Annotated in this window: 14 protein-coding genes; 12 read left to right on the top strand and 2 right to left on the bottom strand. The window is 65.2% G+C overall.

Annotation, left to right across the window (positions count from 1 at the left end; genetic code table 11):
• Positions 1-25: 25 nt before the first annotated feature.
• The 11 genes from CETAM_RS05425 (at position 26) to CETAM_RS05475 (ending at position 8,962) form a co-directional block, all read left to right on the top strand.
• On the top strand, positions 26-595 hold the full coding sequence (locus CETAM_RS05425; RefSeq protein WP_156227711.1) for a F0F1 ATP synthase subunit B: 570 nt from the start codon (positions 26-28) through the stop codon (positions 593-595).
• 5 nt (positions 596-600) lie between these two features.
• Positions 601-1,419 (top strand): F0F1 ATP synthase subunit delta, encoded by an 819-nt coding sequence (locus CETAM_RS05430; RefSeq protein ID WP_156227713.1) that lies wholly within the window; start codon positions 601-603, stop codon positions 1,417-1,419.
• A gap of 59 nt (positions 1,420-1,478) precedes the next feature.
• A complete protein-coding gene (atpA, locus tag CETAM_RS05435) occupies positions 1,479-3,122 on the top strand; it encodes a F0F1 ATP synthase subunit alpha (RefSeq protein WP_156229388.1) in 1,644 nt (547 codons plus the stop codon).
• Between the two features lie 57 nt (positions 3,123-3,179).
• Entirely contained in the window at positions 3,180-4,154 is a 975-nt protein-coding gene (locus CETAM_RS05440; protein WP_156227715.1) for a F0F1 ATP synthase subunit gamma, read from the top strand.
• A gap of 3 nt (positions 4,155-4,157) precedes the next feature.
• Entirely contained in the window at positions 4,158-5,603 is a 1,446-nt protein-coding gene (atpD, locus tag CETAM_RS05445; protein WP_156227717.1) for a F0F1 ATP synthase subunit beta, read from the top strand.
• 12 nt (positions 5,604-5,615) lie between these two features.
• Complete coding sequence (locus CETAM_RS05450; RefSeq protein WP_156227719.1) at positions 5,616-5,987, top strand: F0F1 ATP synthase subunit epsilon; 372 nt, start codon at positions 5,616-5,618, stop codon at positions 5,985-5,987.
• Positions 5,988-6,239: 252 nt separating this feature from the next.
• Positions 6,240-6,704: a DUF2550 domain-containing protein gene (locus tag CETAM_RS05455; RefSeq protein WP_156227721.1), complete on the top strand. Its 465-nt coding sequence runs from the start codon at positions 6,240-6,242 to the stop codon at positions 6,702-6,704.
• A 21-nt stretch (positions 6,705-6,725) separates the two neighbouring features.
• Complete coding sequence (gene nucS / locus CETAM_RS05460) at positions 6,726-7,418, top strand: endonuclease NucS (protein ID WP_156227723.1); 693 nt, start codon at positions 6,726-6,728, stop codon at positions 7,416-7,418.
• 56 nt (positions 7,419-7,474) lie between these two features.
• Positions 7,475-7,732 (top strand): hypothetical protein, encoded by a 258-nt coding sequence (locus tag CETAM_RS05465; protein ID WP_156229389.1) that lies wholly within the window; start codon positions 7,475-7,477, stop codon positions 7,730-7,732.
• 10 nt (positions 7,733-7,742) lie between these two features.
• Positions 7,743-8,042 (top strand): thiamine-binding protein, encoded by a 300-nt coding sequence (locus tag CETAM_RS05470; protein WP_156227725.1) that lies wholly within the window; start codon positions 7,743-7,745, stop codon positions 8,040-8,042.
• Positions 8,043-8,056: 14 nt separating this feature from the next.
• Positions 8,057-8,962 (top strand): tetratricopeptide repeat protein, encoded by a 906-nt coding sequence (locus CETAM_RS05475; protein WP_156227727.1) that lies wholly within the window; start codon positions 8,057-8,059, stop codon positions 8,960-8,962.
• A 99-nt stretch (positions 8,963-9,061) separates the two neighbouring features.
• Here the strand turns inward: CETAM_RS05475 and glgB are convergent, their stop codons facing one another.
• Both glgB and CETAM_RS05485 read right to left on the bottom strand, forming a co-directional pair.
• The gene (gene glgB / locus CETAM_RS05480; RefSeq protein ID WP_156227729.1) at positions 9,062-11,269 is read right to left on the bottom strand and encodes a 1,4-alpha-glucan branching protein GlgB; all 2,208 of its coding nucleotides are present in this window, start codon (positions 11,267-11,269) and stop codon (positions 9,062-9,064) included.
• 104 nt (positions 11,270-11,373) lie between these two features.
• Positions 11,374-13,392: a maltotransferase domain-containing protein gene (locus CETAM_RS05485; RefSeq protein WP_156227731.1), complete on the bottom strand. Its 2,019-nt coding sequence runs from the start codon at positions 13,390-13,392 to the stop codon at positions 11,374-11,376.
• Between the two features lie 93 nt (positions 13,393-13,485).
• On the opposite strand from CETAM_RS05485, the gene CETAM_RS05490 reads away from it, so the two are divergent.
• Positions 13,486-14,328: an ABC transporter ATP-binding protein gene (locus CETAM_RS05490; protein WP_156227733.1), complete on the top strand. Its 843-nt coding sequence runs from the start codon at positions 13,486-13,488 to the stop codon at positions 14,326-14,328.
• Positions 14,329-14,352: the final 24 nt, after the last annotated feature.

Genomic DNA, 14,352 nt, shown 5'->3' on the forward strand with positions numbered 1-14,352 from the left:
CATACCCCTTTAAGACTGGAGACTCATGACGAACGTCATTTACTACCTTGCACAGGAGGCTGAGACCCTTCCCCTCGAGGGTGGGAACTCAATCCTTCTGCCCAAGGCATACGACATCGTCTGGTCCATCATTCCGCTCATCGTTATTCTGCTGATCTTCTGGAAGTTCGTTCTTCCGAAGTTCCAGGAGGTCCTGACTGAGCGTGAGGACCGGATCAAGGGTGGCATTCAGCGTGCCGAGGCCGCACAGGCCGAGGCAAAGGCTGCTCTTGAGAAGTACAACGCGCAGCTCGCCGAGGCCCGTGCCGAAGCAGCCGAGATCCGAGAGCAGGCCCGCGAAAAGGGCAAGCTGATCGAGGCTGAGATGAAGGCCCAGGCCACCGAGGAGAGCAACCGCATCGTCGCGTCCGGTGAGAAGCAACTGCTGGCCCAGCGTGAGCAGGTCGTCGTAGAGCTTCGACAGGAGATGGGACAGACCTCGATCAACCTGGCCGAGCGACTGCTGGGTGGCGAGCTTTCTGACTCCACCAAGCGTGCCGGCACGATTGACTCGTTCCTGTCCGAACTCGACACCGTCGCACCGGCAGGAAAGTGAGCGCAATGCACGCAGCGAGCCGCGAAGCACTAGCAACGGTTGAGTCCCACCTGGACGGTCTCGTCCATGGTTCGGGCAATGCCGTCGCCGTCGCCGCCCAGACGGGCACCGAGCTGTTCGACGTCGTCGAGGTTCTCGACGGTGACCGCGCCCTGCGTGTCGCCGTCGCCGATGCCTCATCTTCGCCGGCACAGCGCACGGGCCTGATCCGGGCAGTGTTCGGCGGCAAGGTTTCTGACAGCACCCTTTCGGTGCTTGACGAGGCTGCCGCCCGCACCTGGTCCACCCCGCGTGAGTTCCGCGCTGGCCTTGTCACCCTCGGTCGTCGCGCGTTCCTGCGCGGCGCAGAGAAGCAGGGACAGCTCGGACAGGTCGAGGACGAACTGTTCCGACTCTCCCGCGTTCTGGACCGTGAGGGCGAGCTGACCCAGCTCCTCTCCGACAAGGCGGCGGACCCTGCGCGCAAGCGTGGCCTGCTGGCGGACGTTCTCTACGGGAAGGTCAACATGTTCACTGAGGCGCTTGCGCTTCATGTGATCGGCCGCCCGGAGAAGAACCCCATCGACGACATCACGAACCTGGTCGAAGCAGTTGCACAACTGCAGGGCCGTTCCGTGGCGCATGTCGTTTCGGCTCAAGAGCTGAACGTGGGCCAGCAGGCGGCGCTCGCCGAGAAGCTGGGACGAATTTACGGTCGTGCGATGTCCATCCACTCTGAGGTTGACCCCAGCCTCCTCGGTGGCATGACCATCCGCGTCGACGACGAGATCATCGACGGCAGCATGGCAGGCAAGATCGCCAAGCTCCGCGCGAGTCTCGTCTGAGACACGACTACAGACTAAAAACCAATATGCTGGAAGATACAACCGAGAGCAGGAAGAACATGGCGGAGCTGACGATCTCCTCCGATGAGATCCGTAGCGCGATAGCGAACTACACCTCGAGCTACTCCGCGGAGGCCTCCCGTGAGGAGGTCGGCGTGGTCATTTCGGCAGCTGACGGAATTGCCCAGGTTTCGGGCCTCCCGTCGGTTATGGCGAATGAGCTGCTTGAGTTCCCCGGCGGCGTCATCGGCGTCGCACAGAACCTTGACACCGACACCGTGGGTGTCGTCGTGCTTGGTAACTTCGAGACCCTGAAGGAGGGCGCCGAGGTCAAGCGGACCGGTGAGGTCCTCTCGATCCCGGTCGGCGAGAAGTTCCTGGGCCGAGTAATCAACCCCCTGGCACTGCCGATCGACGGCCTTGGCGCCATCGAGGACGAAGAAACGCGTGTCCTCGAGCTGCAGGCCCCGGGCGTGCTGGACCGTCAGCCCGTCGAGGAGCCCCTGGCCACCGGTATCAAGGCCATCGACGCGATGACCCCGATCGGCCGTGGTCAGCGACAGCTGATCATCGGCGACCGTAAGACCGGTAAGACCGCGGTCTGCATCGACACCATCCTCAACCAGAAGGCGAACTGGGAGTCCGGCGACAAGACCAAGCAGGTTCGCTGCATCTACGTCGCCATCGGTCAGAAGGGCTCCACCATCGCGGCGGTCCGAAAGACCCTCGAGGAGCAGGGCGCCCTGGAGTACACCACCATCGTGGCTGCTCCGGCATCCGACTCCGCCGGCTTCAAGTGGCTCGCCCCGTTCACCGGTGCAGCCCTGGCTCAGCACTGGATGCACCAGGGCAACCACGTCCTGGTCATCTACGATGATCTGACCAAGCAGGCTGAGGCCTACCGCGCGATCTCCCTGCTGCTGCGCCGCCCGCCGGGCCGCGAGGCATACCCGGGTGACGTGTTCTACCTGCACTCCCGTCTTCTGGAGCGCGCCGCCAAGCTGTCTGATGAGTTGGGTGCCGGTTCCATCACGGCCCTGCCGATCATCGAGACCAAGGCGAACGACGTGTCGGCCTTCATCCCGACCAACGTCATCTCCATCACCGACGGCCAGGTCTTCCTTGAGTCTGACCTGTTCAACCAGGGTGTCCGCCCGGCGATCAACGTCGGCGTCTCCGTCTCCCGTGTCGGTGGCGCAGCGCAGACCAAGGGCATGAAGAAGGTCGCAGGTTCCCTGCGTCTGGACCTCGCCGCCTACCGTGATCTCGAGGCCTTCGCCACCTTCGCCTCTGACCTGGATGCCGCATCCAAGGCTCAGCTGGAGCGTGGACAGCGTCTCGTCGAGCTGCTCAAGCAGGCCGAGAACTCCCCGCAGGCCGTCGAATACCAGATCATCTCGATCTGGCTCGCAGGTGAGGGCGGCTTCGACGTCGTTCCCGTCGCTGACGTCCGACGCTACGAGACCGAGCTGCACGAGTACCTCCGCGCCAACAACGCGGACGTCTACGAGCAGATCGCCGGCGGCAAGGCCCTGTCCGACGAGTCCCAGGCAGCACTGCACGCCGCCAACAACGAGTTCGCCAAGACCTTCCAGACCACTGACGGTCATCCGGTCATCAACGAGCCCGAGGTTGACGCGCTGTCCAGCGATCAGCACAAGAAGACCCAGCTCACCGTCCCGCGCAAGACGGCCAAGAAGTAAGGGCCTCCATGCCCAACTTTGAATCCGTCAACAACAACGAAGGGAGGAGAGTGAACCATGGCTAATCTTCGCGAATTGCGTGACCGTATCCGGTCCGTCAACTCGACCAAGAAGATCACCAAGGCTCAGGAGCTGATCGCAACCTCGCGTATCACCAAGGCTCAGGCCAAGGTCGAGGCTTCCCTGCCGTACGCCCAGGAACTGTCCAACGTGATGGAGCGACTGGCGTCGGCGAGTTCTCTCGACCACCCGATGCTGCATGAGCGTGAGGGCGGTAAGGTTGCCGCCGTTCTCGTGGTCACTTCTGACCGTGGTATGGCTGGTGGTTACAACCACAACGTCTTCAAGAAGGCTGCAGAGCTGGTGAAGATGCTTGAGGAAGCCGGCTACGAGGTCGTCTATTACGTCACGGGCGGTAAGGCCGTAGGCTTCTACAAGTTCCGTGGCGAGGAGATTGCGGGCCAGTGGACCGGTTTCTCACAGGCTCCGACCTGGGAGGCGACCCACCACGTCCGTCACCACCTCATCGATGGCTTCAACGCGAGCTCCGAAGGTGAGGCCAAGTACCGCGAGGGCCTCAACACCGATGGCGCCGCCATCCGTGGCTTCGACCAGGTGCACGTCGTTTACACCGAGTTCATCTCGATGCTGTCCCAGGTTCCGGTGGCACATCAGCTGCTGCCGATCGAGCCTGTCATCCGTGAGGATGAGCTCGGCACCGGTGAGTCCATTCTGGACTCCGGCGGCGAGATCACCCCGGACGTCGAGTTCGAGCCGGACGCGGATGCGCTGATGGATGCGTTGCTTCCGAAGTACGTGTCGCGTCGTCTGTACGCGATGTTCCTCGAGGCATCAGCAGCCGAGTCGGCATCGCGCCGTAACGCGATGAAGTCTGCGACTGACAACGCGACCGAGCTGGTCAAGGACCTCTCCCGCGTGGCCAACCAGGCACGTCAGGCACAGATCACCCAGGAAATCACAGAGATCGTCGGTGGCGCTGGCGCGCTCGCCGAAAGCGGAGAAAGTGACTAGAAAATGACTACAGCTCTTACAGAGCAGAACGCACAGCAGGCGTCCAGCGCCGGCCGTGTCGTGCGTGTCATTGGTCCGGTTGTCGACGTGGAGTTTCCGCGCGGCACACTGCCGGCCCTGTACAACGCACTGACTGTCGAGGTCGCCCTCGAAGCAGTCGCCAAGACCATCACACTCGAGGTTGCCCAGCACCTCGGTGACAACCTCGTCCGTACCGTTTCCATGGCTCCGACCGACGGCCTCGTCCGCGGCGCCCAGGTTGTGGACAGCGGCAAGCCGATCACCGTTCCGGTCGGCGACGTCGTCAAGGGCCACGTCTTCAACGCCCTCGGTGACTGCCTCGACGAGCCGGGCCTCGGCCGCGACGGAGAGCAGTGGGGCATCCACCGCGATCCGCCGTCCTTCGACCAGCTCGAAGGCAAGACCGAGATCCTGGAAACCGGCATCAAGGTCATCGACCTGCTGACCCCGTACGTCAAGGGCGGCAAGATCGGCCTGTTCGGTGGTGCCGGTGTCGGCAAGACCGTTCTCATCCAGGAGATGATCACCCGTATCGCGCGTGAGTTCTCCGGTACCTCCGTGTTCGCCGGCGTCGGCGAGCGCACCCGTGAGGGCACCGACCTCTTCCTCGAGATGGCTGAGATGGGTGTTCTTCCTGACACCGCACTCGTGTTCGGCCAGATGGATGAGCCGCCGGGAGTCCGTATGCGTGTCGCACTGTCCGGCCTGACCATGGCCGAGTACTTCCGCGACGTGCAGAACCAGGACGTTCTGCTGTTCATCGACAACATCTTCCGCTTCACCCAGGCCGGTTCCGAGGTCTCGACCCTGCTGGGTCGTATGCCTTCCGCCGTGGGTTACCAGCCGACCCTGGCTGACGAGATGGGTGTGCTCCAGGAGCGGATCACCTCCACCAAGGGCAAGTCGATCACGTCTCTGCAGGCCGTTTACGTCCCTGCCGACGACTACACCGACCCCGCCCCGGCTGCGGTCTTCGCCCACCTGGATGCGACCACCGAGCTTGACCGCTCGATCGCCTCCAAGGGCATCTACCCGGCCGTGAACCCGCTGACCTCGACTTCTCGTATCCTCGAGCCGTCGATCGTCGGCGAGCGTCACTACAACGTCGCGCAGCGCGTGATCGGTATCCTGCAGAAGAACAAGGAACTGCAGGACATCATCGCGATCCTCGGCATGGACGAGCTCGGTGAAGAGGACAAGATCACCGTTCAGCGTGCACGTCGTCTCGAGCGCTTCCTGGGCCAGAACTTCTTCGTTGCGGAGAAGTTCACCGGCCTGCCGGGCTCCTACGTCCCGATGGAGCACACCATCGAGGCATTCGAGCGCATCTGCGACGGCGAGTTTGATCACTACCCGGAGCAGGCCTTCAACGGCCTCGGTGGCCTGGACGATGTCGAGGCCGCCTACAAGAAGCTCACCGGCAAGTAAGAGGAGACGCACATGGCTGACATCACCGTTGAACTGGTCTCCGTGGAGCGCATGCTCTGGTCGGGTTCGGCCAGCATAGTCACCGCGCAGACCACTGAGGGTGAGATCGGCGTGCTGTCCGGTCACGAGCCGATGCTCGGGCAGTTGCGCGAGAACGGCGTCGTGACCATCCGTCCGGTTGACGGCGACAAGCTCGTCGCCGCCGTTCATGGTGGCTTCCTCTCCATTTCGCCGGAGAAGGTCACCATCCTTGCGGATTACGCGATCTGGGCTGATGAGGTCGACACCGCACTGGCCGAGTCTCTGCTGCAGGACGCGGACGAGTTCACCCGCACCCGCGCGGAGGCAGAACTGAGCGCCGTGCGCCGTAAGGCCGAGGCTTAAACCGGGAACCTCCTGAGGTCCCCGGGGCACCGCCTCTTCCTCTCTCACACCGACACCCGCCACCCGCAAGGGCGGCGGGTGTCGGTGTTTTCCCCCGCCCAGCGGCCGGCGCTGTCCAGATCACTTCGGCATGAAAAGCCCTGCCACCGGACGTGGGGCACGTATCGCTGTCCGCACCGGAACCACCGCGTTGGGTAATCGTCTGCCCGAAGACTAGAATTACCCGACAAGCGTCCGGAAAGGGGCATCTCAGTGGAGATCGTGACCTGGGTACTGATTGTGTTTGCCGTGCTGGCGGTGTTGCTCGCCATCTGGCGGTTCCTCACGTTGCGATCGCGGGGTACGGCGATACTCCTGCGCCGCCTACCCGCCTCCGGCCTCCACGGTTGGCGCCACGGAACGATCCGCTACAACGGCGATGACCTGGAGTACTTCAAGCTGCGTTCCCTGTCTCCCATGGCGGACCAGGTGTTCACCCGGCAGCGACTGGACCTCCATGCGCCCCGGCAGGTGAGCCCGGCTGAGTCGGGGTTCATGGCTGAGGGACTGTCGATCGCCACTCTGTGTGACGCGGGCACCCACTATGAAATCGCCCTTGACCAGCACACTCTCATGGCGCTGACCGCCTGGATCGAATCTGCCCCACATGAGCGGCAGGAGCGCTTCGATCACCACCGTATTCGCAGCAGGATCACCCGGGGTCAGAACGACAAGTGACGGCGGGCTAGTCTGGAACGCATGCGTTTAGTCATCGCCCGTTGCTCCGTCGACTATGTCGGCCGCCTGGAGGCCCATCTGCCCATGGCCGACCGTCTCCTCATGATCAAAGCCGACGGCTCGGTGTCGGTGCACGCCGACGACCGGGCGTACAAGCCCCTCAACTGGATGACACCGCCGTGCTCACTCATCGAGACGACCATCAGCGACATCGACGGTGAGGATACCGGCGAGCAGTTGTGGATCGTCGAGAATTCGAAGGGGGAGCAGCTGCGGATCACCATCGAGAACGTCCACCACGAGACCAGCCATGAACTGGGGCAGGATCCCGGTCTGGTCAAGGACGGCGTTGAGGCTCACCTCCAGGAGCTGCTGGCGGAGCACATCGATACCCTCGGCGCGGGCTACAGCCTGGTGCGCCGCGAATTTCCCACGGCCATCGGCCCCGTGGACCTGCTCGCCCGTGACAGTGACGGGGGGACCGTCGCCGTGGAGGTCAAGCGGCGCGGCGGCATCGACGGGGTCGAACAGCTCACCCGCTACCTCGAGCTGCTCAACCGTGACGAGCTCCTGCGGCCCGTCCGGGGCGTCTTCGCCGCCCAGGAGATCAAGCCGCAGGCCCGCACCCTGGCGGAGGACCGGGGAATCCGCTGTCTGACCCTGGACTATCAGGAGCTGCGTGGAATCGAGACCGACGAACTTCGGCTGTTCTAGCCGTGCCACGACGAAACACGCCGCGGCAGCGGGGGACCAGTGGGCGTCGGCAGGCGATGACGCCGAGGGCGCTGCCCCGCGACGGTGCCGCCTTCTACGGGACCCAGGCCGTCGAGGGTCCCTCGTGGACGCACGGTGAGATGTTTCTGTTCCGGCACATGGGAGCGTCGGCGTCGACGAAATTCTACGTCTGCCCCGGCTGCAACCAGAACATCCCGCCGGGGGTGGCGCATATCGTCGCCTGGCCGCGCGACACCGGTCGCGGCGCCGACGACCGACGCCACTGGCACCGCCACTGCTGGGACCGCAGGTAACCTGGACCGCATGATCATCGCCTTCTCGGTGGCGCCTGCCCTCACCACCACCCCTGACGCAGAAATGTCCGACGCCGTCGCACAGGCAGTGCGGATCGTCCGTGAATCCGGCCTGCCCAATGAGACCAATGCCATGTTCACCCTCGTTGAGGGAGAGTGGGACGAGGTCATGGACGTGGTCAAACGCGCGACCGCGGCCGTCTGTGCCGTCTCGCCGCGTGTGTCACTGGTGCTCAAGGCGGACATCCGGCCCGGATATGAGGATCAGCTCCACCAGAAGGTTGAATCGCTCGAAAAGCACCTGCAGTAAGGAGAGGACACACAGTGAACACCCCCCACCGTTATGTTTCCGGAGCTCTCGATCTCGGCGAGGTGAAGGCACGCGTTGAGGCGCGCGAGAATGCCGCCCAGCAGGCCGCGACCGGCGTCGGACCTGCACCGTACATCACCGTCACCCCGCAGAACTTCGAGGCTGACGTCGTCCGACGTTCGCTCGAGGTGCCTGTCGTGGTGCTCGTGGGCACCCCGCGCAGTCCGGAGTCCGAGCAGCTGCGGACGGATCTTCAGCAGCTCGTGGAGGCGGCCGGCCTGAGCTACATCGTCGGCTATGTCGACGCCGACGCCACTCCGGAGGTCGCCCAGGCCTTCGGCGTGCAGGCCCTGCCCACCGTCATCGCGCTCGGCGGCGGACGTCCGGTCACCCAGTTCGAAGGTGGCCAGCCCGTCGATGCGCTGCGCACCTGGATCGACGCCCTGGTCACCCAGGTCGGGCCGCAGCTGTCGGGACTGCAGGCCGCTGCGGAGGAGGCGCCGGAGGATCCGCGCCTCGAGCAGGCCCTCGCGGCGCTGAACACGGGTGACTTCGACGCGGCCATCGCCGTCTACGACGAGATCCTGGCGGAGTCCCCCCGCGACCGGGACATGATCCAGGCCCGCGACACGGCCAGGCTGCTCAAGCGGCTCGATCCGGCCGGACGCACCGAGGACCCGGTCGTGGCTGCCGACGCCGCCCCCGATGACGTGGACAAGCAGTTCACCGCAGCGGACGCGGAGTTCGTCGCCGGCGCCCCCGAGCGGGCCTTTGATCGCCTCATCGCGCTGATGACCACGCTCGCAGGCGATGAGAAGACACGCGTGCGTGACCGGCTCGTCGAGCTCCTCTCGCTTTTCGACGCCGCCGATCCCCGCGTCACCGCCGCCCGCACGAAGATGGCCTCCGCGCTCTTCTAGCCCCGGCACGAAGATGGCCTCCGCGCTCTTCTAGCCCCGGCACGACACGGCGCCCGCCCCCTCATAAAGGAGGGGACGGGCGCCGTTGACGTTCAGCTGCTACTGGTTGCCGCGGTGGCGGTACCACTGGACGGAGTTGGCGGGGACGTGCAGCGTCAGAGCGTGCTCGAAGCCGTCCCATCCGCTGTCGGTGGTGCTGACGACCCGGGGCAGCTCGTTGCCGGCACCCTCGTACCTGGCGTCGTCGGTGTTGAGCACCAGCTCCCAGTCACCGTCTCTCGGGGTGCCCAGGTTATAGGCCTCCTGCGAGGTGCCCGACAGGTTGACCACTGAGAGGAGGGCGGAGCCGTCGGCACCCCAGCGCATGTAGGCGAGGATGTTGCGGGCGGCGTCGTCGCCCTTGATCCACTGGAAGCCCTCGTATGTGTGGTCCTGGGAGTAGAGGGCGGGGGAGGAGCGGTACACCTCGTTGATGTCCTGGACCAGCTTCTGGATGCCCTGGTGGTACTCCTGGCCCCAGCCTTCGAGGTTGGACCAGTCGACCGAGTGCGCCTCGTCCCACTCGCCGGTCTGGCCGAACTCCTGGCCCATGAACAGCAGGTTCTTGCCCGGGTGGGAGAACATGTAGCCGTAGAGGGCACGCAGGCCGGCGGCCTTGTTCCAGTCGTCGCCCGGCATGCGGCCCCACAGGGAGCCCTTGCCGTGGACGACCTCATCATGCGAGAAGGGCAGGACGTACTTCTCGGAGTAGGCGTAGATCATGGAGAAGGTGATCTCGTTGTGGTGGTACTCGCGGTGGATCGGGTCGAGCTTGAAGTACTCGAGAGTGTCGTTCATCCAGCCCATGTTCCACTTGAGCGAGAAGCCCAGGCCGCCCTGCTCGGTGGGGGCGGTGACGCCCTGCCAGGAGGTGGACTCCTCGGCGATGGTCAGCACACCCGGGTGGGTGCGGTGGACGGTGGCGTTCAACTCCTGGAGGAACTGCACGGCATCGAGGTTCTCGCGGCCGCCGTACTGGTTGGGCGCCCATTCGCCCTCTTCGCGGGAGTAGTCGAGGTAGAGCATGGAGGCGACGGCGTCGACACGCAGACCGTCGACGTGGAACTCCTCGATCCAGTACAGGGCGTTGGCGACGAGGAAGTTGCGGACCTCGTTACGTCCGAAGTCGAAGACGTAGGTTCCCCATTCCTTCTGCTCCCCGCGACGCCAGTCGGCGTGCTCGTAGAGGGCGGGGCCGTCGAAACGGGCGAGCGCCCAGTCGTCCTTGGGGAAGTGTGCCGGGACCCAGTCGACGAGGACGCCGATGCCGCGGTCGTGGAAGGCCTCGATCAGAGCGCGCAGCTCGTCGGGGGAGCCCCACCGCGCGGTGGGGGCGTAGTAACCGGACACCTGGTAGCCCCAGGAGCCGCCGAAGGGGTGCTCGGAGACGGGCATGAGCTCCACGTGGGTGAAGCCCTGCTCCGCGACGTAGTCGACCAGCTCGGTGGTCAGATCCTTGTAGCCCTTGCCGATTTTCCAGGAACCGAGGTGGACCTCATAGATGGACATCGGCTCGTTGAGCAGGTCGGCGGAGGCGCGGTTGCGCAGCCACTCACCGTCGTTCCACTCGTAACGGGAGTCCACCACGATGGAGGCGGTGGCCGGCGGGCACTGGGCGGCCTTGGCCATCGGGTCGGCCTTGTCGCGGCGGTGGCCCTCTTTGGTCTGGATGGCGAATTTATAGGCCTCGCCCGCGCCGACGTCCGGGATGAACAGCTCCCACACGCCGCTGGAACCCAGCGAACGCATCGGGTAGTGGGCGGCATTCCAACCGCAGAAGTCGCCGACGACCGACACCCCGATGGCGTTGGGTGCCCACACGGCGAAGGAGGTGCCGGTGACGGTGCCCAGGGCGGTTTCGTAGGAGCGGACGTTGGCGCCCAGGACATCCCAGAGGCGCTCATGGCGACCCTCGGAGATGAGGTGGATGTCCAGGTTTCCCAGGGTGGGGAGGAAAGCGTACGGATCAGCGGAGACGATCGTGCCTGCCTCCGGCCAGGTGATCTGCAGGCGGTAATCCGGGGTGTAGATGTCCGGCAGTCCCAGCACCCAGACGTCGTCGCCGATGGGGGTGGCTTCGCGCGACTCGTTGTGGATGAGGATCTCCACAGTCTCGGCACCCGGCTGGCGGGTGCGGATGACGGAACCGCCGGCCACGGCGTGCCAGCCGTAGAAGTCATGGGGCGAATGGTGGCTGCAGCGATGCAGTCGCTCCATGTCGGGGGCAGGGATGAGCAGGTTCTGGTCGATGCCGAAGGCGTCTTGCATGGGGGGACCTCACAGGTGGAAGGTGAATGCTTTTATTGGCGGGGAATTGTTCCGCCGGGTCATGTTCCTGACGCTACAGGAACGGGTCGGGCGGAAGTTGCTGGTTAAGCCCGGTAGTCGGTGACCTTGCGCCACGCGATCGGCTCACGCCGATCGGCCGGAGCGTTCGGCAGGACGAGCACGTGGGCCACGTCAACCTCGGGCACCAGGCGCACGAAGTTGTGCTTGCCCCAGGTCCAGGTGGCGCCCGTGATGGCGTCATGGACGGGGAAGCTGGCGCCCGGGTGCTGGCCGATGGCCTCGAGGTCGAGGGTCACGGTCGCGGACTGGGTGTGGTGGGAATCAAGGTTGACCACCATCAGCATGGTGTTGCCGGTGACCGGGTCCACCTTGGAGTAGGCGAGGATCTGGTCGTTGTCCGTGTCGTGGAAGTGCAGGTTGCGCAGCTGCTGCAGCGCCGGGTTCTCGCGGCGGACATGGTTGAGCAGCGCGAGGTACGGCTCGAGGGAATCGCCCGAGGCCACCGCCGCCTCGAAGTCGCGGGGGCGCAGTTCGTACTTCTCGGAGTCGAGGTACTCCTCGGAGCCCTCGGCGACTGCTTCGTGCTCGAAGAGCTCGTAACCGGAGTAGACGCCCCACAGCGGGGACATGGTGGCGGCGAGTGTGGCGCGGATGGCGAACATCGCGCGGCCACCGATCTGCAGCGACTCGTGGAGGATGTCGGGGGTGTTGACGAAGAGGTTCGGGCGCGAGTAGTCCGCGGCGTCGCGGATCTGGGTCGCGAATTCGGTCAGCTCCTCCTTGGTGGTCTTCCAGGTGAAGTAGGTGTACGACTGCGTGAAACCGAGCTTGGCCAGACCGTAGAGGCGCGGTGCGCGGGTGAAGGCCTCGGCCAGGAAGATGACGTCCGGGTCGGTCTCGTGGATCCGGGTGATCAGCCACTGCCAGAAGTTCGCCGGCTTGGTGTGCGGGTTGTCCACGCGGAAGGTGCGCACGCCCAGGTCGGCCCAGTACTTGACCACGCGGTAGACCTCGTCATAGATGGCCGGCGGGTTGTTGTCGAAGTTCAGGGGGTAGATGTCCTGGTACTTCTTGGGGGGGTTCTCGGCGTAGGCGATGGTGCCGTCGGCGAGTTCGGTGAAGAAGTCCCGGTGCTCGGTGGCCCAGGGGTGATCCGGGGCGGCCTGGAGGGCGAGGTCGAGGGCGATCTCCAGCCCCAGTTCTCCGGCCCGTTCGAGCAGCGCCACGAAATCCTCGACGGTGCCCAGCTCCGGATGTATGGCGTCGTGGCCACCGTCCTTCGAGCCGATCGCCCACGGGGATCCCACGTCATGCGGCTCAGGCACGAGGGTGTTGTTGCGGCCCTTGCGGTTGATCTCACCGATGGGGTGGATCGGGGGGAAGTAGACGGTGTCGAAGCCCATGGCGGCGACCCGCTCGAGGGCCACCGCAGTGGTGGCGAACGTGCCGTGCACCGGGTTGCCCGCCTCGTCCCGGCCGCCGGTGGAGCGGGGGAAGAGCTCGTACCAGGAGTTGAACAGGGCGCCGCGGCGCTCGACCTTGACCTCGCAGATCGGGCCGTGGGTGAGCAGTTCGCGCAGCGGGTGGTCGTACAGGACGGCGGTGACGACGTCGGACATGGCGATGCGGACGCGCCCGGTGACGTCGCCGTCGGTGCGGCGCAGGGCAGTGGCGGCGTCGACAAGCACACCGGACACCGACGCCGGGGCTGCGGCTGCGGCGCGGTCGAACAGCTCCGCACCGTGGGCGAGGTCGTTGGCCAGCTCCTCGGCCGACTGGCCGACGGCCATCTTCTTGGTCACGGCGTTGCGCCAGGTGGAGAAGGGATCCGACCAGGCGTCGACGCGGAAGGTCCAGGTGCCCGGGGCGTCGGGGACGAATACTCCGTGGACGCGGTCCTGGTTGTCGGGGTCGGTCGTCATGTGGATGGCGACGGTCTCACCCGCAGGTGGGGTGACATTCAGGGTCGCGGCAATGGCGTCATGGCCCTCGCGCCAGGCCAGCGCGGTGATCGGGACAACCTCGCCCACCACTGCCTTAGCAGGGAACAGTCGCCCGGAGATCTGGGGGCGGACGTCATCGATACCGAGTCGACCTGTCATGTATTCGACCTTCCACATAGAGGGGTTGGAATTACCCCAACGAGCCTAGTGCAGCTGTGTCAGTTCCACAGGGGACGCGGGAAATCAGCCACAATGGGGGATGTGACTGATTTCAATGACGAGACCAGCGGGGACCTTCTGGTCGATTTCCGCGACGTGACCTTCAAGCGTGGGGGGCGAAACCTCGTTGGCCCCGTGACCTGGCAGGTAGAGCTCGATGAGAGGTGGGTGATCATCGGGCCCAACGGCGCCGGCAAGACCACCCTCATCCGGATGGCGGCCGCCGAGGAGTTTCCCACCTCCGGCCGGGCCTTCGTCATGGGGGAGCAGCTGGGGCGCACCGACATGCGTGATCTGCGATCCATGATCGGCGTCTCCTCCGCGTCCCTGGGTAACCGCATCCCGCCCGACGAAACCGTCGGCGACCTCGTCGTCTCGGCCGGCTACGCCGTGCTCGGCCGCTGGCGGGAGGAGTACGAGGAGATCGATTTCGAGCAGGCGCACGAGATCCTCGACCTGGTCGGCGCGTACCACCTCATCGACCGCACCTGGGGGACGCTCTCCGAGGGAGAGCGCAAGCGCGTCCTCGTCGCCCGCGCCCTGATGACCAACCCGGAGCTGCTCATCCTGGATGAGCCGGGCGCGGGCATGGACCTCGGTGGCCGTGAGGACCTCGTCGGTTACCTGGGTGACCTGGCGCTGGATCCGGATGCCCCCGCCATCGTGATGATCACCCACCACGTCGAGGAGATCCCCTTCGGATTCACCCATGCGATGCTTCTCGACGACGGCGAGGTGGTCGCCCAGGGGCTCATCGACAGCGTGCTCACGAGCGAGAATCTGTCGAAGACCTTCCACCAGCCGATCGACGTTTCCCGGATCGGTGAGCGCTACTTCGCCCGCCGCACCAGGCGCCCGGGCACCCATCGCCGCTGACCTTGCCTAGACTGACGGTAGAAG

It is taken from the genome of Corynebacterium comes (assembly GCF_009734405.1).
Classification (GTDB): Bacteria; Actinomycetota; Actinomycetes; order Mycobacteriales; family Mycobacteriaceae; genus Corynebacterium; species Corynebacterium comes.

Excerpts from the sequence above, each read along its gene's own strand:
- CETAM_RS05425 (WP_156227711.1), top strand. The coding sequence starts at position 26 with ATGACGAACGTCATTTACTACCTTGCACAGGAGGCTGAGACCCTTCCC.
- CETAM_RS05430 (WP_156227713.1), top strand. The coding sequence starts at position 601 with ATGCACGCAGCGAGCCGCGAAGCACTAGCAACGGTTGAGTCCCACCTG.
- atpA (WP_156229388.1), top strand. The coding sequence starts at position 1,479 with ATGGCGGAGCTGACGATCTCCTCCGATGAGATCCGTAGCGCGATAGCG.
- CETAM_RS05440 (WP_156227715.1), top strand. The coding sequence starts at position 3,180 with ATGGCTAATCTTCGCGAATTGCGTGACCGTATCCGGTCCGTCAACTCG.
- atpD (WP_156227717.1), top strand. The coding sequence starts at position 4,158 with ATGACTACAGCTCTTACAGAGCAGAACGCACAGCAGGCGTCCAGCGCC.
- CETAM_RS05450 (WP_156227719.1), top strand. The coding sequence starts at position 5,616 with ATGGCTGACATCACCGTTGAACTGGTCTCCGTGGAGCGCATGCTCTGG.
- nucS (WP_156227723.1), top strand. The coding sequence starts at position 6,726 with ATGCGTTTAGTCATCGCCCGTTGCTCCGTCGACTATGTCGGCCGCCTG.
- CETAM_RS05465 (WP_156229389.1), top strand. The coding sequence starts at position 7,475 with ATGACGCCGAGGGCGCTGCCCCGCGACGGTGCCGCCTTCTACGGGACC.
- CETAM_RS05470 (WP_156227725.1), top strand. The coding sequence starts at position 7,743 with ATGATCATCGCCTTCTCGGTGGCGCCTGCCCTCACCACCACCCCTGAC.
- glgB (WP_156227729.1), bottom strand. The coding sequence starts at position 11,269 with ATGCAAGACGCCTTCGGCATCGACCAGAACCTGCTCATCCCTGCCCCC.
- CETAM_RS05485 (WP_156227731.1), bottom strand. The coding sequence starts at position 13,392 with ATGACAGGTCGACTCGGTATCGATGACGTCCGCCCCCAGATCTCCGGG.
- CETAM_RS05490 (WP_156227733.1), top strand. The coding sequence starts at position 13,486 with ATGGGGGATGTGACTGATTTCAATGACGAGACCAGCGGGGACCTTCTG.